Origin of the sequence: Zobellella endophytica (assembly GCF_003012775.1) — a bacterium.
Classification (GTDB): domain Bacteria; phylum Pseudomonadota; class Gammaproteobacteria; order Enterobacterales; family Aeromonadaceae; genus Oceanimonas; species Oceanimonas endophytica.
The window spans coordinates 458,614-477,448 of record NZ_PXYG01000002.1; the positions used below are offsets into that span (position 1 = coordinate 458,614).

General features: G+C 63.3%; 18 protein-coding genes. 8 read left to right on the forward strand and 10 right to left on the reverse strand.

Translation table 11 applies throughout. The annotated features are described in order from the left end of the window. Positions 1-38: 38 nt before the first annotated feature. Positions 39-1,124 carry a copper resistance protein B gene (locus C7H85_RS07365; RefSeq protein WP_281257590.1) on the reverse strand — a complete coding sequence of 362 codons (1,086 nt, stop codon included), beginning with the start codon at positions 1,122-1,124 and terminating at the stop codon, positions 39-41. After that, a complete protein-coding gene (locus C7H85_RS07370) occupies positions 1,121-2,953 on the reverse strand; it encodes a copper resistance system multicopper oxidase (protein WP_106729063.1) in 1,833 nt (610 codons plus the stop codon). The genes C7H85_RS07365 and C7H85_RS07370 overlap by 4 nt, the downstream gene beginning before the upstream one ends. A gap of 205 nt (positions 2,954-3,158) precedes the next feature. Between C7H85_RS07370 and C7H85_RS07375 the strand changes: the two genes are divergently transcribed. Further along, complete coding sequence (locus C7H85_RS07375; RefSeq protein ID WP_106729064.1) at positions 3,159-3,836, forward strand: heavy metal response regulator transcription factor; 678 nt, start codon at positions 3,159-3,161, stop codon at positions 3,834-3,836. Between the two features lie 63 nt (positions 3,837-3,899). Here the strand turns inward: C7H85_RS07375 and gabT are convergent, their stop codons facing one another. After that, positions 3,900-5,180 carry a 4-aminobutyrate--2-oxoglutarate transaminase gene (gabT, locus tag C7H85_RS07380; protein ID WP_106729065.1) on the reverse strand — a complete coding sequence of 427 codons (1,281 nt, stop codon included), beginning with the start codon at positions 5,178-5,180 and terminating at the stop codon, positions 3,900-3,902. Between the two features lie 25 nt (positions 5,181-5,205). Then, positions 5,206-6,669 carry an NAD-dependent succinate-semialdehyde dehydrogenase gene (locus tag C7H85_RS07385; RefSeq protein ID WP_106729066.1) on the reverse strand — a complete coding sequence of 488 codons (1,464 nt, stop codon included), beginning with the start codon at positions 6,667-6,669 and terminating at the stop codon, positions 5,206-5,208. Positions 6,670-6,888: 219 nt separating this feature from the next. Between C7H85_RS07385 and C7H85_RS07390 the strand changes: the two genes are divergently transcribed. The 5 genes from C7H85_RS07390 to C7H85_RS07410 all read left to right on the forward strand — a co-directional run bounded on the left by C7H85_RS07390 (position 6,889) and on the right by C7H85_RS07410 (position 11,437). Next, positions 6,889-7,821: a LysR family transcriptional regulator gene (locus tag C7H85_RS07390; RefSeq protein WP_106729067.1), complete on the forward strand. Its 933-nt coding sequence runs from the start codon at positions 6,889-6,891 to the stop codon at positions 7,819-7,821. A 272-nt stretch (positions 7,822-8,093) separates the two neighbouring features. Then, entirely contained in the window at positions 8,094-9,101 is a 1,008-nt protein-coding gene (gene dctP, locus C7H85_RS07395) for a TRAP transporter substrate-binding protein DctP (RefSeq protein ID WP_106729068.1), read from the forward strand. A 61-nt stretch (positions 9,102-9,162) separates the two neighbouring features. Further along, entirely contained in the window at positions 9,163-9,693 is a 531-nt protein-coding gene (locus C7H85_RS07400; RefSeq protein WP_106729069.1) for a TRAP transporter small permease subunit, read from the forward strand. Beyond that, positions 9,693-11,009: a TRAP transporter large permease gene (locus C7H85_RS07405; RefSeq protein ID WP_106729070.1), complete on the forward strand. Its 1,317-nt coding sequence runs from the start codon at positions 9,693-9,695 to the stop codon at positions 11,007-11,009. Before C7H85_RS07400 ends, C7H85_RS07405 begins: the two co-directional genes overlap by 1 nt. A gap of 5 nt (positions 11,010-11,014) precedes the next feature. Then, positions 11,015-11,437: a universal stress protein gene (locus C7H85_RS07410; protein ID WP_106729071.1), complete on the forward strand. Its 423-nt coding sequence runs from the start codon at positions 11,015-11,017 to the stop codon at positions 11,435-11,437. Between the two features lie 80 nt (positions 11,438-11,517). On the opposite strand, the gene zntR is transcribed toward C7H85_RS07410, so the two are convergent. Then, positions 11,518-11,946, reverse strand: a complete 429-nt coding sequence (gene zntR / locus C7H85_RS07415; protein ID WP_106729072.1) for a Zn(2+)-responsive transcriptional regulator — start codon at positions 11,944-11,946, stop codon at positions 11,518-11,520. Positions 11,947-12,143: 197 nt separating this feature from the next. On the opposite strand from zntR, the gene purH reads away from it, so the two are divergent. Further along, positions 12,144-13,727, forward strand: coding sequence for a bifunctional phosphoribosylaminoimidazolecarboxamide formyltransferase/IMP cyclohydrolase (purH, locus tag C7H85_RS07420; RefSeq protein ID WP_106729073.1), 1,584 nt, complete (start codon positions 12,144-12,146; stop codon positions 13,725-13,727). Between the two features lie 219 nt (positions 13,728-13,946). Further along, entirely contained in the window at positions 13,947-15,233 is a 1,287-nt protein-coding gene (gene purD / locus C7H85_RS07425) for a phosphoribosylamine--glycine ligase (RefSeq protein WP_106729074.1), read from the forward strand. Between the two features lie 247 nt (positions 15,234-15,480). Here purD and C7H85_RS07435 read toward each other — a convergent pair whose 3' ends face one another. From C7H85_RS07435 to C7H85_RS07455, 5 genes are all read right to left on the reverse strand, one after another. Beyond that, positions 15,481-15,837: a sirohydrochlorin chelatase gene (locus tag C7H85_RS07435; RefSeq protein ID WP_106729075.1), complete on the reverse strand. Its 357-nt coding sequence runs from the start codon at positions 15,835-15,837 to the stop codon at positions 15,481-15,483. 1 nt (position 15,838) lies between these two features. Further along, complete coding sequence (locus C7H85_RS07440; RefSeq protein WP_106729076.1) at positions 15,839-16,261, reverse strand: hypothetical protein; 423 nt, start codon at positions 16,259-16,261, stop codon at positions 15,839-15,841. Between the two features lie 110 nt (positions 16,262-16,371). Further along, entirely contained in the window at positions 16,372-16,644 is a 273-nt protein-coding gene (hupA, locus tag C7H85_RS07445; RefSeq protein WP_106729077.1) for a nucleoid-associated protein HU-alpha, read from the reverse strand. 265 nt (positions 16,645-16,909) lie between these two features. Continuing rightward, positions 16,910-17,773, reverse strand: coding sequence for an NAD(P)-dependent oxidoreductase (locus C7H85_RS07450; RefSeq protein ID WP_106729078.1), 864 nt, complete (start codon positions 17,771-17,773; stop codon positions 16,910-16,912). 181 nt (positions 17,774-17,954) lie between these two features. Beyond that, positions 17,955-18,758 carry a DUF1338 domain-containing protein gene (locus tag C7H85_RS07455; RefSeq protein ID WP_106729079.1) on the reverse strand — a complete coding sequence of 268 codons (804 nt, stop codon included), beginning with the start codon at positions 18,756-18,758 and terminating at the stop codon, positions 17,955-17,957. Positions 18,759-18,835 lie beyond the last annotated feature (77 nt).

The window sequence follows — 18,835 nt, forward strand, 5'->3', positions numbered from 1 at the left end:
TTTTCCCTGGAGTCAGTTTTTATGGTGTATCAATGGATTTAAAACCAGAAGCGGGCGCCGGCCACCCAGCGGGTTTCCTGGGTGGACTCCCCCTCTTCCCTTGCCAGATCGGCGGTGTTGCCCAGGGCGGCGGCCCATTCCCAGCCCACATAAGGGGCAAACTGGCGGCTGAGCTCGTAACGCAGCCGGGCGCCGGCCACCAGTTCGGATAGCCCCTTGCCCTGGCCTCGCCCGGCATCGTCTTTGCCATAGGCGCTCAGTTCGGCCCTGGGCTGCAATACCAGCCGCTGGGTCAGCAGCAGTTCGTATTCCGCCTCCAGCGCCAGGGATGTCTGTCCCTGCTCGCCCAGGTAGGCGGTGGCATCCACCTCGAACCAGTAGGGCGCCAGCCCCGATATGCCCAGGGCCAGCCAGCCCTGATCCGGGCCATGACCCGTGTCGTAACGCACCCCGAGCTCGGTATTCCAGAATGACGATACCGCATGGCTCCACAGCAGCTCGGTGCTGGCCTCTTCCAGCCGGCCACCGATGATGTCGCCTTCCGCCTTCAGCACCGCCCGATCATAGTCGCGGCCGACCCAGGCCCGGGTATCATACACCCAGGCATGGCCTTCACCGGCATCGACCCGCTCCAGCCGGTCCACCAGCACACCGGCGAACAGATGTTCGTCCGCCAGCCGGAGCCGGCGTGGCCCGGGCAGGGCGTAGTCTCCTTTAGCCAGGGTCTGGCCACCGGAATAGGCATGGGGATCCCGGGCATCCGCCGGCGCCGACCCACCCTGCATCTGCATATTCCCATGATCCATGCCCGGCATCCGGCCGTGATCCATGCCCGGCATCTGGCTGTGGTCCATGCCCTGCATCTGGCCGTGATCCATGCCCGGCATCTGGCTATGGTCCATGCCCGGCATCTGGCTATGGTCCATGCCCGGCATCTGGCCGTGATCCATGCCCGGCATCTGGCCGTGGTCTGCCTGGTGTGTTTGATATTGTGGTACATCGGCTGCTGTGGTCCCATGGCCCGCATGGAGCTCCTGGGCCCAGGTCGACGCCAGGGGCAGGGCCGCCAGCGCCAGCAGGATGCGGTTCATTCCGGAGTTCATCGTCGCTTTCCTCTTGTTCATGACACCACCACAGTACGGAACATGCCCGCGTCCATATGGAACATCAGGTGGCAATGCCAGGCCCAGCGGCCCAAAGCGTCGGCGGTCACCAGGAAGCTGATCCGCTGGGCCGGCTGCACCGGTATGGTATGGCGACGAACCAGAAAATTCCCCTCGGGGCTTTCCAGCTCGCTCCACATGCCATGCAGGTGCATGGGATGGGTCATCATGGTGTCGTTGTGCAGTATGATGCGCACCCGCTCCCCGTAGCTCAGGTGGATGGGGGTGGAGCCGCCGAACTCGACCCCGTCGAAAGACCAGGTGTAGCGTTCCATATTGCCGGTGAGGTGCAACTCGATTTCCCGCTCCGCCGGGCGCGGATCCAGGGGCCCGCCGGGGGTGCGCAGATCGGCCAGGGTCAGCACCCGGCGGCCGTTGTCGCGCAGGCCCACGCCGGGGTCGTCCAGGTTGGTGCGCGGCATATCCACCCGCATGTCGACACTGGGGCCGTATTCGGTGCTGGCGTGCCTGACCTCGCTGCTGGCCATGGCCAGGCCGCCGGCCATGGCGCCATGGCCCATGGCACCGTGATCCATGCCCGCCATGCTGCCATGATCCATACCGGCCATGGCGCCATCTCCCGTTCCCGCCATCTTGCCGTGGCCCATGGCCGCGTGATCCATGCCCGCCATGGCACCGCCGTGATCCATGGCACCCATCATATCGGCCATGGTCAGTCGCTGGGGCGGATCGATCGGCGGCACGGCGGCGCTCAGCCCCTCGCGGGTGGCCAGGGTGCCCCGGGCATAGCCGGTTCTGTCCATGGCCTGGGCGAACAGGGTATACGCCTCGGCGGTGGGCTCCACCATCACGTCGTAGGTTTCACCGGGGCCGAAGCGGAACTCATCCACCGTCACCGGCGCCACATCGACGCCGTCGGCCTGCACCACGGTCAGCGCGAGGCCGGGAATGCGCACGTCGTAGAAGGTATTGCCGGCTCCGTTGATAAAGCGCAGCCGAACCCGCTCGCCGGGCTTGAACAGCGCCGTCCAGTTGCCCGCCGGGGTGGTGCCGTTCACCAGGTAGGTCAGGGTTTCGGCCGACAGATCCGCCAGATCGGATGGGCTCATGCGCATCTGATTCCACATCTGCCGTTTTTCAAGAGCGCTGCCCACGCCGCCTTCGGCCATATCGCGGAAAAAATCGACGACCGTCGGCTGGTTGAAATTGTAGAAGTCGCCCTGGTTCTTGAGTTTGCCGAATACCCGCATGGGGTTTTCATCGGTCCAGTCGGACAGCAGCACTACATGCTCGCGCTCGGCCTCGATGGGGTCGGCCTCGGCCGGATCGATGATCAGGGCGCCGTACATGCCGGTCAGCTCCTGCATGCCGGAGTGGGAGTGATACCAGTAGGTGCCGCTCTGCTCCAGCCGGAAGCGATAGGTAAAGGTCTCGCCGGGAGCGATGCCGGGAAAGCTGATACCCGGCACCCCGTCCATCTGATAGGGCAAGATAATACCGTGCCAGTGGATAGAGGTTGATTCCTTCAGCCGGTTGGTCACCCTGATGGTGATGTCGTCCCCTTCACGCATGCGCAAGGTCGGGGCGGGAATGGAACCGTTGATGGTGGTTGCCATTCGGGTCTTTCCGGTGAAGTTGACCGCGGTTTCCTCGATGATCAGCTCGAACTCGGTACCGGTCAGTACCGGGGCGGCACCGGTATGGGTGCCCGGGCTGGCGGCCCGGGCTCTTTGCAACATGGGAGCCATGCCCAGCACCACTCCCCCCGCGGCCAGCCCCTGTACAAAGCGTCGCCGGGGCAGGTTAAGGCCCGGTGTTTCTTTCTTCATGCTCAAGTTCTCCCTCAAACTATCCCAAATACGGATCCTTGACGGGAAGCATAGAAAGGGGTCGCTTGCTGCAAGATGACAGCGAGATTACAAATTTGTCATCTTGGGGTCATGATCAAGTCAGCCTGGTTCAGATATCATGACGCTTATTGGCCTTGGCTTTCCTCTGGGCGCCTTGCTGGTTGGCCGCCGACGGACATGAATGATGAAACTATTGATTATTGAAGACGAACTTAAAACCGGCGACTACCTGCAAAAAGGCCTGAACGAGGCCGGCTTTGTGGTCGACCTGGCCCGCACCGGCCTTGACGGTTATCACCAGGCCATGGTGGAGCCATATGGCTTAATCATTTTGGATGTGATGCTGCCGGATCTCGACGGCTGGCATATCGTCAAATCGCTGCGCGATGAAGGCCGGCAGATGCCGCTGCTGTTCCTCACCGCCCGCGACAGCGTGGAAGACAGGGTCAAGGGCCTGGAGCTCGGCGCCGACGACTACCTGGTCAAGCCCTTCGCCTTTTCCGAGCTGCTGGCCCGGGTGCGCACCCTGCTGCGCCGGGGCTCGCCCCAGCCCCAGCACGATCGGCTGCAGGTGGCCGACCTCACCCTGGATCTCGCCCGCCGCCGGGCCCTGCGCGGCGGCGAGCGCATCCACCTCACCAACAAGGAATTCGCCCTGCTCGAGCTGCTGGTGCGGCGCCGGGGCGAGGTACTGTCGCGCTCGCTGATCGCCTCCCTGGTGTGGGACATGAATTTCGACAGCGACACCAACGTGATCGACGTGGCCATCCGCCGGCTGCGCGCCAAGATCGACGACGGCTTCGAGCCCAGGCTGATCCAGACGGTACGCGGCATGGGCTATACCCTGGATGTTCCCGAGTAGCTGACGCAAAAAAGCGGGCCAAATGGCCCGCCAAAAGGTGATGACATCGACGTTTTCACTGACTCAGATCAGATCCGCCAGCACTTGCTCCAGCAGATCCAGCCCCTCGTTGACCACTTCCGGCGGTGAGGTCAGCGGCGGCAGGAAGCGGATCACATTGCCCCGTACCCCACAGGACAGCAGGATCACGCCCTGCTCGATACCCTTGGCCACTATCGCCTTGGTCAGCTCGGGATTGGGCTGATCCACGTCCCCATCGTGGATCAGCTCCATCGCCACCATGGCGCCCAGGTTGCGTACCTGGCCGATATGGCGGGGATACCTGACCTGCAGTTCGGACAGGCGCTTGTTCATCAGCTCGCCCAGGGCCAGGGCCTTGGCGCACAGCTGTTCTTCTTCGATGATCTTCAGCACTTCCAGCGCCGCGGCGCAGGCCAGGGGGAAGGCCGCGTAGGTGCCGCCCAGGCCGCCCGGGTTGGCGGCGTCCATGATGTCGGCCTTGCCGACCACCCCCGCCAGCGGGAAGCCGCCGGCGATGCCCTTGGCCATGGTCATCAGATCCGGCTCGATACCGGCGTATTCGGTGGCGAACAGCTTGCCGGTACGGGCGAAGCCGGTCTGGATCTCGTCGCAGATCAACAGGATGCCGTGCTGGTCACAGAGGGCACGCAGCTGCTGCAGGAAGGACGGCGGTGCGGGGTAGAAACCGCCCTCGCCCTGCACCGGCTCGATAATGATCGCGGCCACCCGGCCCGGCTCGATATCGCAGTGGAACAGCTCGTCCAGCGCCTTGAGCGACTGGGCCTCGGTCACGCCGTGGTAGGCGTTGGGGTACGGCAGGTGGTAGATCTCGCCCGGGAAGGGGCCGAAGCCGGCCTTGTAGGGCGCCACCTTGCCGGTCAGGCCCATGGCCAGGTTGGTCCGGCCGTGAAAGCCGCCGTTGAAGGCGATGACGCCGCTGCGTTTGGTATGGGCGCGGGCAATCTTGACCGCGTTCTCCACCGCCTCGGCGCCGGTGGTGACGAACATCGCCTTCTTGCGGCTGTTGCCCGGCGCCAGCGCCACCAGCTGCTCGGCCAGCTCGACCACGCTCTCGTAGGGGGTGACCATGGCGCAGGTGTGGCTGAAGCGCTCCAGCTGGGCGGCCACGGCGGCCTGGATGCGCGGATGGCTGTGCCCGGTGTTGACCACGGCGATGCCGGCGGCGAAGTCGATATAGCGACGGCCTTCCACGTCCCAGATCTCGTTGTTCCGGGCCTTGTCCACGTAGAGGGCGGCCATGTTGCCCATGCCCCGGGCGAAGACGGCATCTTTACGTTGTTGCAGTTCTTGGTTCTTGCTCATCGTGTTATCTCCTGAAAAACCCTGCTCAGCGGATGCCGCCCATGCACAGGTATTTGGTTTCCATGTAATCTTCCAGCCCCTGGGCGGAGCCTTCACGCCCCAGGCCGGATTCCTTGACGCCGCCGAAGGGCGCCGCTTCGTTGGAAATGATGCCTTCGTTGATGCCGACCATGCCGTACTCGAGCGCCTCGGCCACTTTCCAGATACGGCTGTGGCTCTCGGTATAAAAATAGGCGGCCAGGCCGTAAGGCGTATCGTTGGCGATGGCGACGGCCTCGGCGTCGTCCCTGAAGCGGATCACCGGCGCCACCGGGCCGAAGATTTCCTGCTGGGCGATCTCCATGTCCTGGGTCACCTTGGTCAGTATGGTCGGGGTGAAGAACAGCTCGCCGGCCGGGTGGCGCCGGCCGCCGGTCACCAGTTCGGCGCCCTGGCTCTGGGCCCGGTCCACCATGGCGGCAATCTTGTCTATCGCCGCCCGGTTGATCACCGGGCCCAGGGTGGTAGCGTCGCTCAGGCCATTACCCACCACGAACTTTTCCACTTCCTCTTTGAAGCGGGCCATAAAGGCGTCGTAAATGCCGTCCTGCACCAGGATCCGGTTGGCGCACACGCAGGTCTGACCGGCGTTGCGAAACTTGGACGTCAGGGCACCGCTCACCGCCGCCTCCAGGTTGGCATCGTCGAACACGATGAAGGGCGCGTTGCCGCCCAGCTCCAGGCTGAGCTTCTTCACGGTGTCGGCGCTCTGGCCGTAGAGCAGCTTGCCTACCCGGGTGGAGCCGGTGAACGACAGCTTGCGCACCCGGCTGTCGCCGGTCAGCACCTGGCCCACTTCCGCCGCCCGGGAGCTGGTGATCATATTGATCACCCCGGCGGGAATGCCGGCCTGCTCGGCCAGGGCCATCAGCGCCAGGGCGGAGAAGGGGGTTTCCTCGGAGGGTTTGACCACTATGGTGCAGCCCGCCGCCAGCGCCGGCGCTATCTTGCGGGTGATCATGGCGTTGGGGAAGTTCCAGGGGGTGATGGCGGCCACCACCCCGATGGGCTGCTGGATGCTCAGGGTGCGCCGGTCGGCGGTGGGCGCGGCAAACAGCTTGCCGTAGGCGCGCTTGCCTTCCTCGGCGTACCACTCGATATAGGAGGCGCCGTACAGCACCTCGCCCCGGGTCTCGAACAGCGGCTTGCCCTGCTCCAGGGTCATCAGCCGGGCCAGCTCTTCCTGGTGCTCGATGATCAGCTCGAACCAGCGGCGCAACAGACGGGACCGCTCCTTGGGATTGAGTGCGCTCCAGCCGGCCAGGGCCTGCCCGGCCGCATCGATGGCGGCACGGGTTTCGTTTACCCCCATGTCGGGCACCTGGCCCAACAGCTCGCCGGTGGCGGGGTTATACACGGCAATGGTGGCGCCGCCGTCGGCCTGGCACCACTGGCCATTGATGTGGCCGGCGTTCTTAACAAGGTTGCTGTTCACTGCACAAATACTCATAGGGGCTGCGCCTCGGTGTTGACTCCATCCTGCCCGGGGTTGCCGGACCCATCCATGGACCTGTTACTGGCCGGGGCGTCACGGATGTCCGCCCCATACCGCCGATTCTTGTGACCGGGCCGATGCCAGCGTTGGCCATAGTTTGATAGCATGTTAGCCTTGCGCTTAAAGTCCTATAAATGATCACGTATCAACATTCACATTGAAGAACATCAAACTATGAGCCAAGCGAGCAGACCCGTGCTGGGGCAAATCGGTGATTACGAAATCCGCCTGCTGAAACTGTTCAAGACGGTAGTGGAATGCGGCGGCTTTTCGGCGGCGGAAACCGAGCTCAATATCAGCCGCTCCACCATCAGCGTGCACATGGCCAACCTGGAAAACCGGCTCAAGCTCAAGCTCTGCCGGCGGGGCCGCTCCGGCTTCGCCCTCACCGACGACGGCATGGTGATCTACGAGTCCGCCAAGCGGCTGTTCGCCCGGCTGGAGGAGTTCCGTTACACGGTGAACGAGCTGCACGAGCAGCTCACCGGCGAGCTGAAAATCGTGTCCAGCGACAACATCTGGCTGGAGGACGACTTCCCCATGGCCGATGTGTTCGCCGCCCTGGGCGAACAGGCGCCGGATGTGAACGTGAGCGTGGACGTGGCCCACATGGGCGAGATCGAACGGCGGGTACTGAGCGAAGATGCGGACATCGGCTTTATCCATTATCACCGGGATCTGGAAGGACTGAACTACCACCACCTGTACAAGGTCCGCTGCTACCTCTATTGCAGCGATCGCCATCCGCTGTTCTACGCCGAGGACGACGCCTTTATCGGCGAACGCCTGGGCGAGAGCAAGCTGATTCATCCCGGCATCTACACCAACCCGGAGGCCAGCGCCCAGCTCGCCGGCCTGCGCCTGGCGGGGCGCGCCTACCACTACGAGCCGAGGGCGGCGCTGATCCTCTCCGGCCAGTATATCGGCTTTTTGCCCGAGAGCTTCGCCCGCCGCTGGGTGGAAGGCGGCCGGCTCAAGGCGCTGCTGCCGGAGCAGAAGAACCACTACCTCGGCATCTCCGCCATCACTCGCAGCCACGGCCGCCAGAGCCGGCTGAAGGAGCTGTTCCTGCAGCTGTTGCAAAACCACCTGACGGCCCAGCCCTGACGGCGCCGGCCGGTCATCCCCAGTGACCGGCATCACATATAAAGCAAACAATTCTGCTTTCACTTCGCACCGTTTTGGTGCTTACTACTGCACCATGCTGGGTTTTCCGCGTTTTGTTTGACTGTTATCAAACCAAACATGAATCATTATGTATTTAATCCCCGCCTGAGCTGACGCAGACTGCATAAACCCAAAGGGTACCGAATAACCGAAGACAGACTTCGAGCCCGCCTCGAAGAGATGGAATGTGATAACAACAAGGGACTAACTACATGACTCGTTTATGGAGCTCCGCTCGCACCAAAATCGCCGCTTCCCTGATCGCCGTCGCCGGCATGGGCATGACCATGGAAGCCATGGCCGCCGACGTCAACTGGCGTTTTACCAACCTCTACTCCCGCGGCACCGCCTTCGGCGACGTCTACCAGTCCTTTGCCGACAAGATCGAAGCCGACTCCGGCGGCCGCATGAAGATCACCATGCTCTACTCCGGCGAAGGGGTGGACACCACCGGCATCATCGGCGCCACCAAGTCCGGGCTGCTGGACATGGCCGCCCCCTTCCAGCCCATGCACGCCGGTGAAATCCCCTTCGGCGTGGTCGAGGTCGGCCTGCCCGGCACCAGCGGCAGCCTGGAAGAGCTGAACACCCTGTTCCACGAAAAAGGCTGGAGCGGGATCCTGACCGAGGCCTACGACCGCCACGGCCTGGTGTGGCTGGATCCCTACTTCCAGCCCGGGGTCTATGTCATCACCAAGAAGAAGATCGAATCCATCGAGGACTTCAAGGGTCTGAAGATCCGCGCCCCCGGCGCCTACGGCCGCTTCTTCCGCGAGCTGGGCGCCTCCCCGGTCAACCTGGCCTGGGGTGAGGTCTACACCAGCCTGGCCACCGGCGTCATCGACGGCACCATCGGCTCCAACCTGATCGATCACCGCGACGGCAACTTCGCCGAAGTGGCCAAGTACATGTACCCGCTGCCGGTCTCCAGCGCCCAGGCCCTGCCCATCCTGATCAACAAGAACGCCTGGAACAAGCTGCCCGACGATCTGCAGGAAGTGGTGCGCAACGCGGCCAGCTGGCACGCCCAGCAGCAGGCCGAGAAGTCCGCCCTGTGGGAGCAGGAGGCGGTCGCCGACATGCAGAAGATCGGCATGCAGTGGGGCCCCGCCGCCTCCGAGGCCGACCAGGCCAAATGGCGCGACGCCGCCGAGGCGGTCTGGGCCCACTACGGCAAAACCGACAAGTACAGCGCTCAACTGGTCGAGCTGCTCAAGTAACCCTCCACCATGCTGCCCCGCTCAGGCGGGGCAGATCCGTATATCAACCCACGGATGCACGATGAAAACACTGCTTTGTTTATGGTGCAAAGGGGTCGGCCTGCTGGTGTCCACAGTCAGCCACACCATCTCGCTGGCGCTGCCCCTGCTGGCCGGCACCGTTGCCTTCGAAGTCTTCGCCCGTTATATGCTCAACAGCCCGACCCTGTGGGCCTACGACGTGTCGCTGTTCCTGTTCGGCTATATCGGCGCCCTGTGCGGAGCCCATGCCCAGCTGAAAAAGTCCCATATCAACGTGGATATCGTCTACCTGGCGGTATCCCAGCGTATCAAGAACCTGTTCAACCTGCTTTCCAATGTACTGGGCACCTTCTTCCTGTACATCATCGCCAGCAAAAGCTGGGAAAAGGCGCTGGAAGCCATCGACTTCGGCTATACCCGCCAGTCCGAATGGGCGCCCTCCATCGGCCATTTCTGGGTGATGGTCACCGCCGCCGCCTTGCTGTTCCTGCTGCAACTGTCCGCCGACCTGCTTCGGGACGGCTGGCAGCTGATCACCGGCGAACCCCTGCTGTCCGAGGAAGACGAATAATGAGTATTGAACTGATTACCGGCCTGCTGCTGCTGGGGGTGCTGATCTCCTTTATGCTGGGCGCCCAGGTGGGCCTGGCCCTGGGCGGCGTGGCCATGCTGCTCGGCTATGCCACCTGGGGCGAAGGCATCTTCAACATCATCCCCACCACCATCGAAAGCACCCTGTTCAGCTTCGTGCTGCTGGCCATTCCGCTGTACATATACATGGGCCAGTTGCTGACCCGCTCCGGCATCGGCGACGCCATGTTCAAGGCCAGCCAGCTGATCATCGGGCGCATCCGCGGCTCGCTCGCCATCAGCGTGATCGGGGTCTGCTCGATGATCGGCGCCATGGTCGGCATCATCGGCGCCGGCATCATGACCTCGGGCAGCATCGCCCTGCGCCCCATGCTGGAGCGCGGCTACGACAAGAAGCTGGCGCTCGGGGTGATCATGGCCGGCGGCGGCCTGGGCATCCTGATCCCGCCCAGCATCCCCATGATACTGTTCAGCTCCACCACCCAGACTTCGGTGGGCAAGATGTTCGTCGCCGCCCTGGTGCCGGCGCTGATCTCCATTACCGTGCTGGTGCTGTACGTGGTGATCTCCTGCAAGCTCAACCCGAGCCGGGCGCCCGTCGGCCATGCCCTGGACGTGCCCAAGAACGCCCGCGAACGCTTCATTACCCTGCGCGACGGTTTTATGGCACTGCTGCTGATCGTGCTGGTGCTGGGCAGCATCCTCACCGGCATCGCCACCCCCACCGAGTCCGGCGCCCTGGGCGTGGTCGGCGCCCTGCTGCTGGCCATCATGTACAAGCGCTTCAAGCTCAGCATGATGAAGCGCTCCGGCATCGAAACCGCGCTGCTGGTGAGCGTGGCCATCTGGATAGTGCTGGGCGCCTCGGTGTTCAGCAACTTCCACCTGCTGATGGGCGTGCAGGGCATGGTGGCGGATTTCGCCGCCGGCCTGGATCTGCCGCCCATCGTGATCATCCTGATGATGCAGGTGGTGATGCTGCTGCTCGGCTTTATCATCGACGAGATGATCATCGTGCTGATCTGCGCGCCGCTGTTCACCCCCATCGCGGTGAGCCTGGGCTACGATCCCATCTGGTTCGGCATTCTGATGATCCTGAACATCGAAATAGCGGTACAGACCCCGCCCTACGGCTTCGCCCTGTTCTACCTCAAGGGCATTGCCCCGCCGGGCGTGACCATGCTGGATATCTACAAGTCGGTACTGCCTTTCGTCATGCTCAAGCTGGGCGTGCTGATCCTGTGCATGCTGGTGCCGGAGATCGTCACCTGGCTGCCCAACAAACTGATGGGGTAATACTTATGTTCAAGCAAATACTGCTGCCGCTGGATTTCGAGCACCAGGAACTGTATCCCCAGGTGCTGGAGTCGGCGCTCAAGCTCTGCCACCCCGAGGGCAGGATCAACCTGCTGTACGTCAATCCGGCCCGTATCCACCACGCGGCGGTGCCGCTGATGTCGAACGAGCTGATCGACAGCATGGACAAGACCATGGAGCAGCAACTGGCCGACTTCATGGCCCGGCACATTCCCGCCGCCCACCAGGGCAAGGTATGGATCAAGCACGGAGTGGTATACGACACCATCCTGGCCCGGGCCAGGAAACAGCGGGCCGATCTGATCGTCATGCCCGCCTCCCGCCCCGGCGCCGAGACCTACCTGCTCGGCTCCAACGCCTCCCGGGTGGTGCGCCACGCCGACTGCGCGGTGCTGGTGATCCGCTAGCCTCGTACCCAGCCACGGCAGTTCCAGTACTGGCGTCAACGCTACGGCAAAGGCGGCTGCCTTTGCCGTTTCGAGGGGATCTAGCGGGCATTGTTCTCGGCGGTAAGCAGCTTGCCATCCAGCGCTTCGAGGATGGAGCAGTGTTCGGCACTCTCCTGGCCGCCGCAGCAGGCGTCGGACAGCTGCTTCAACGAATCGCGAAACCGCTTCAGTTCGGTGATCCGCTCCTCCACGTCCGCCAGCTTGGCGTCGGCCACCGCCTTGACTTCGTGGCAGCTCACCTCGCAGCTGCTTACCCGCAGGGCAAGCAGCTCTTCGATGTCCTTCAGGGAGAAGCCCACCCGCTTACAGCGCAAAATAAAATGCAGCCGGTTCTTGTCCTCCTCGCTGTACAGCCGATAGCCGGCGGCGGTGCGCAGGCTGGGGGCGAGCAGGCCTTCCTTCTCGTAAAAGCGCAGGGTATCGGCCTTCACACCGAAGTGCCTGGCCAGTTCACCGATTCGATACATCCGTTACTCCCTTGATGAAACCGGGGCTTTGTTACACATAAAACCTCTTGACACCAAAGCAAATAGTCAAACAAGCCGCGTCAAAATACTGTAAAATGTGCCGCCTCCGTTCTGGCGTACCAGGCGGTTTGGTAAAGTCGGCAAGCCTGCCCATTTTACCAAACCCCCCGATTGATCGTTAAAGGAACGAGAACATAATGGAAACTGCTCGACCCATTCGCCGTGCTCTGCTGAGTGTGTCCGACAAACAAGGCATCGTCGACTTCGCCCGTGGCCTGCACGCCCGCGGCGTGGAGCTGCTGTCCACCGGCGGCACCGCCCGCCTGCTGGCCGACCAGGGCCTGCCCGTGACCGAAGTGTCCGACTATACCGGCTTCCCGGAGATGATGGACGGCCGGGTCAAGACCCTGCATCCCAAGGTGCACGGCGGCATCCTCGGCCGCCGCGGCCAGGACGACGCCATCATGGCCGAGCATGCCATCCAGCCCATCGACATGGTGGTGGTCAACCTCTACCCCTTCGCCAACACCGTGGCCAAGGCCGATTGCACCCTGGAAGACGCCATCGAGAACATCGATATCGGTGGCCCCACCATGGTACGTGCCGCGGCCAAGAACCACAACGACGTGGCCATCGTGGTCAACGCCGGCGACTACGAGCGCCTACTGGCCGAGTTGGACGCCAACGGCAACAGCCTGACCCAGGCCACCCGCTTCAGCCTGGCCATCGCCGCCTTCGAGCACACCGCCCAGTACGACGGCATGATCGCCAACTACTTCGGCACCATGGTACCGGCCTACCACCAGGCCGCCGAGGGCTCCACATTCCCGCGCACCATCAACTACCAGTTCACCAAGAAGCAGGATCTGCGCTACGGCGAAAACAGCCACCAAGCCGCCGCCTTCTATGTGGAAAACAACGTTGACGAAGCCTCGGTGGCCACCGCCACCCAGCTACAGGGCAAGGAGCTGTCCTACAACAACATCGCCGACACTGACGCCGCCCTGGAGTGCGTGAAGGAATTCGATGAGCCGGCCTGCGTCATCGTCAAGCACGCCAACCCCTGCGGCGTGGCCCTCGGCAAAGACATTCTGGAGGCCTACGACCGCGCCTACCAGACCGACCCCACTTCCGCCTTCGGCGGCATCATCGCCTTCAACCGCGAGCTGGACGAGGCCACCGCCCGTGCCATCATCGAGCGCCAGTTCGTGGAAGTGATCATCGCCCCCAGCATCAGCGCCGAGGCGAAAGCGGCCGTGGCCGACAAGAAGAACGTGCGCCTGCTGGAGTGCGGCCAGTGGGCCGACCAGACCCGGGGCCTGGACATCAAGCGCGTTAACGGCGGCATCCTGGTGCAGGATCGCGACCAGGGCATGGTGGAGCAGGCCGACCTCAAGGTGGTCAGCCAGCGCCAGCCCACCGCCAAGGAGCTGCAGGATCTGCTGTTCTGCTGGAAGGTGGCCAAGTACGTCAAATCCAACGCCATCGTCTACGCTAAAGGCGGCCAGACCATCGGCGTGGGCGCCGGCCAGATGAGCCGTGTCTACTCCGCCAAGATCGCCGGCATCAAGGCCGCCGACGAAGGCCTGCAGGTGGAAGGCTCCGTGATGGCCTCCGACGCCTTCTTCCCCTTCCGTGACGGCATCGACGCCGCCGCCGCCGCCGGCATCAGCTGCGTGATCCAGCCCGGCGGCTCCATGCGCGACGAAGAGGTGATCCAGGCCGCCGACGAGCACGGCATGGCCATGGTGTTTACCGGTATGCGCCATTTCCGGCACTGATTATCCTTCTGTGCCGGATGCGCCTGCATGGCATATTCAGCAGGCAACGCCAGGTATTGAAAGCAGGACTGGCAGGGTCGGCTAAGCCGACCATCGGCGGCAGGGAGGCCGCCGTCGAGCTTACATGGATGTACTTGCAGCGTGTCGGCGTGCCGACCCTGCCAGTCTCGCGCGGCACAAAACAGACACTATCTTCGAACCGATTTTAAGGAACAGACCATGAAGGTATTGGTTATCGGCGGTGGCGGTCGTGAACACGCCCTGGCCTGGAAAGCCGCCCAGTCTCCCAAGGTAAGCCAGGTATTCGTGGCCCCCGGCAACGCCGGCACCGAGCTCGAGCCCAGCCTCACCAACGTGGCCATCTCCGCCACCGACATCAAGGATCTGCTGGCCTTCGCCAAAACAGAGCAGATCGGCCTGACCATAGTGGGCCCCGAGGCCCCGCTGGTGGCCGGCGTGGTCGACGCCTTCGAGGCCGAAGGCCTGACCATCTTCGGCCCCAGCGCCGCCGCCGCCCAGCTCGAAGGCTCCAAGGCCTTCACCAAGGACTTCCTGGCCCGGCACCGGATCCCCACCGCCGACTACCAGAATTTCACCCAGGTGGAGCCGGCACTGGCCTACCTGCGCGAAAAAGGCGCCCCCATCGTGGTCAAGGCCGACGGCCTGGCCGCCGGCAAGGGGGTGATCGTGGCCATGACCCTGGAAGAAGCCGAGGCGGCGGTACGCGACATGCTGGCCGGCAACGCCTTCGGTGACGCCGGCAGCCGGGTGGTTGTCGAGGAGTTCCTCGACGGCGAGGAAGCCTCCTTTATCGTGATGGTGGACGGCGAGCACGTGCTGCCCATGGCCACCAGCCAGGACCACAAGCGCGTCGGCGACGGCGACACCGGCCCCAACACCGGCGGCATGGGCGCCTACAGCCCCGCCCCCGTGGTCACCCAGGAAATTCACGACCGCATCATGGCGCAGGTGATCATGCCCACGGTGCGCGGCATGGCGGAAGAAGGGCACGTCTACAAGGGCTTCCTCTACGCCGGCCTGATGATCGACAAGAGCGGCCAGCCCAAGGTGATCGAGTTCAACTGCCGCTTCGGCGACCCCGAGACCCAGCCGATCATGCTGCGCCTGCAGTCGGATCTGGTGGCGCTGTGTCTCGCCGGTTGCAACGGCACTTTGGACCAGGTCACCGCCGACTTCGACCCGCGCGCCTCGGTGGGCGTGGTGCTGGCGGCGGGCGGCTACCCCGGCCACTATCGCCAGGGCGACGCCATCACCGGCATCCCCGCCGAGACCGAGGGCAGCAAGGTGTTCCACGCCGGCACCAAGTTCAAGGATGGCGAGCTGGTCACCTCCGGCGGCCGGGTGCTGTGCGCCACCGCCCTGGGCCATACCGTCACCGAGGCCCAGGCCAACGCCTATGGGGTGACCCGCCAGATCGAATGGGACGGCGTCTTCTACCGCAACGACATCGCCTACCGCGCCATCGAGCGGGAACAGCTGGCGTAAGCTGGAAGCTGGAAGCTGGAAGCTGGAAGCTGGAAGCTGGAAGCTGGAAGGATAATACTGAGGGGCCCGATGAGGCCCCTCTTTTTTTCGCCAGAGATTTCTCTTTACCACGGCTTTTACATCATCGTCATCTCCGCGCAGGCGGAGAACCATGAGGGTTTGTCCTGGACTCCCGTCTGCACGGGAGTGACCACAGAGAACCACGAAGCTTTATTAGCAGTCAGCAAAAGCCCCTGAGAGCTCTTGTTTACAGCTGCCGGCCCAGCCAGTCGGCAAAGCCGGGCAGGGCGCCCAAGTGGGGCAGCAGGGTGATGGTCACCTGCGGATACTGTGCCCGCTTCTGCTCCAGCACCGAGGGCAGATCCTTCACCACGTGCTTGCCCTGGGCCAGGAAATAGGGAAACAGCTTGATGTCACTGGCACCGGCCGCCACCTGGTCATCAATGGCCTGCTCCAGGCTGGGCTCGGCCAGTTCCCAGAAACCGTGGCCAACCAGCGCAAACTTGTCGTTCATGCCGTCGGCCAGGGCGCGGGAAAAGGTGGCGATTTCATCGTTCGCGGCCGCCCGTCGACTGCCGTGGGCGACCAGGATAAAGGCTTTCATACTACTCCTGTTTCAGGTTGATGTCGGGGGGCTGAGCGGCCAGCACATCCACGCAGAAGTCCCAACTGGAAATACGGTAATGCTGAATATCCTCCTCCAGATGCGAGCCCTGGGTTTCCTGGTGAAACCAGGTCAGGAAGCGGGACGGCGTGATCAGCTGGATCTGGCAATCGATGTCGCCGGCATCATCGTTGATAAAGTCGAGCACGTCGGCCCCTTCCAGCACCCGGTAGCCGAACAGGTGACCGAAGCTCAGCCGATAGATAATACGGGGTGGGGTATCAATGTCGGTCGGTATGCCCATGCAGAGCTCGAGGCTGCCACTCCAGACGTCCTGATGCAGTTCGGTCAGCATGAGGCCGGTCGTCAGTCCCCGGGCTCCCGCCCATGGAACCGCTACCTGTCGAATCGCGTTAACTTCCATAACACCCTCCCAGAAACGGGCTGCGGACCTGGATCAGTTATAACAACCGGATAATCAAAGGAGCAAGTAGGGATGAAAAAAAACCCGGCGGCGCCGGGTTTTGGGGAGTCTTATTTGACCGCGTCTTTCAGCGCCTTGCCGGCGACGAAGCTCGGCACGTTGGCCGCTGAAATCTGGATTTCCTTGCCGGTTTGCGGGTTGCGACCGGTGCGGGCGGCACGATGGTTCACCTTGAAAGTACCGAAACCGACCAGTTGTACCGGGTCGCCTTCCTTCAGGCTTTGAGTGATACCGTTGAGTACTTCTTCCAGTGCAGCCTTGGCCTGAGTCTTGCTCAGATCTGCTTTGGCAGCAATTGCATCGACAAGCTGAGTCTTATTCATAGGGTATCCTTTCTCACTTGGCATTAAGCGGTTGCCCACTCTATTCAAATTTCGGGCTCAAGCAAAGCCTTTGTCTTGGAGCCAAACATCGAGTGCCGTTGTTTTGTTCAGAAACTGCGGAAAACATCACACTACCGCAAGGGAAAGCCCGTGGCGACAAGCCACAAACGACCTCAGCATAGCCGACCGGAACCGGCCCTGCCAAGGGCAAAGCCGGTGTGGCGGGCAAAATCTGCCGTAGTGATGCCGCCGCCGGCCACCATGATCAGGACTCCAGATCCTTGATCACCACGGTGGAGTCGCAGCGGCCATAGCCTTCGGCCAGCAGTTTTTCGTACACCTGGTGTACATGCTCGGTCAGCGGCAGTGTCAGCCCCAGCCGTTGTGCCTCGTCCAGGCAGATGCCCAAATCCTTGTGCATCCACTGGGCGGCGAAGCCGAAGTCGAACTTGCCTTCCGCCATGGTCTGGGCCCGGTTCTGCAACTGCCAGCTCTGGGCGGCACCGCCGGCCAGCACCTCGATCAGGGTGGGAATGTCGAGCCCCGCCTTCCTGGCGATCATCAACCCCTCGGCGATGCCCTGCACCGCGCCGATAACACAGATCTGGTTGACCATCTTGCAGCGCTGGCCGGACCCCACCGGGCCCAGCCGGGTCACCTTCTTGCCGTAGGCGGCCAGCACCGGCACGGCCTCGGCCACGTCTGCTTCATCGCCCCCTATCATCACCGTCAGGGCGCCGTTTTCCGCCCCCAGCTGGCCACCGGACACGGGGGCGTCGATAAAGCGCAGCCCGGCCTCGGCGGCCTTCCCGGACAGCTCCTCCGCCAGCTCCGCCGAAGTGGTGGTGTGGTCGACCAGCAGGGCACCCGCCTTCATCCCGGCCAGCACGCCTTCCTCGCCGTATACCACGGCGCGCACGTCGTCGTCGTTACCCACGCAGACCATCACCATGTCGGCGCCTCGGGCCGCCTCGGCGGGGGTGGCGGCACAGGTGCCGCCGTGGCAGGCCACCCAGTCGGCCGCCTTCTGCGGGTTGCGGTTGTAGATGCAGACCTGGTGGCCCGCCTGTTGCAGATGCCCGGCCATGGGAAAGCCCATAACTCCCAGTCCGATAAATGCCAGTTTCATCTTCTGCTCCCCTGCTTTGCTGTCGAGATAACGAATTGAATCGGAGGGAAATCATCACACGCCGGCGGGAGCGGAACAAGTCTTGTTGCCGCCATAAAAAAGGCAAGGTCCGCCGGCGCGGGCCTTGCCGAAAGGGCACGTCTCGTGGTGGGCAAGCGACGGGGCTCCAGGCCTCCGCGGGTTATCTGTTGACGTTGGTGCTTTCGAAAATCTTGTCCGCCGAGGCGGCGACGAAGCCGGTGTAGAGCTCGCCGTCGGGCTTGGCATAGCGCAGGGCGAACTCGTAGAAGCAGCTCGGCAGCTCGGCCTTGCCGTCGCTGAACTCGACGATGGCGGTGTCGGCCATGGTGGAGGACTGCTCCAGCAGCACCTCGGGCGAGCCCTTGATCTCGCCGCCGGCGGCATTGAGCCGGAAGCCCGCGTTCTTGAGGGCGCTGTTCACCGCCTCCAGGCTGTCGAAGCCGTCCAGCTCGTTGACGCTGACGGTGAAGTGGTTGGCCCTAAAGCCGTAGGCCGCCAGCCAGGCCGCGTATTCGCTCTCCGCCAGCAGGGTCTTGTAGTCTTCATAAGAGACCTGCCAGGGCGCGCCGGAATAGAGAAAACCGGTCTGGGCGGGCAGGCCCTCGTCCACCTGGTCGATCAGGCCGGCGACGATGCGCTGCAGCCCGGGGGAGCACTGCTCCAGCAGCAGTTCGCTGATAAACACCTTGGGCGCGGTGGCATCGAGGGGATGCTCGTAGTGGCGGGCGTAGAGCTTCTTGGCCTCGAAACGGTACTCGCCCTTCTGCTCGTAGCCCAGCGCCAGGAAGTGGGCGGCCAGCTTCTCCAGCCCCAGCCTGGGATGGCGGAAGGTGCGAAACGCCACGTGGTCGTTGATGATGGCCTTGCCGCCGCCCAGCAGCTCGTGGATCTCCAGGGCGCTGGGGGTCATCTTCAGATAGTCCTGCCACAGGGCGTTGAACAGTTCATTCACCGAAGTGTGCATGCTCTTTTTTCCTTGTTGTGGGGTCATCCCTATTTCACGCAATCCGAGCGGTCCGGATAACGGCGCCGGGCCGCTCA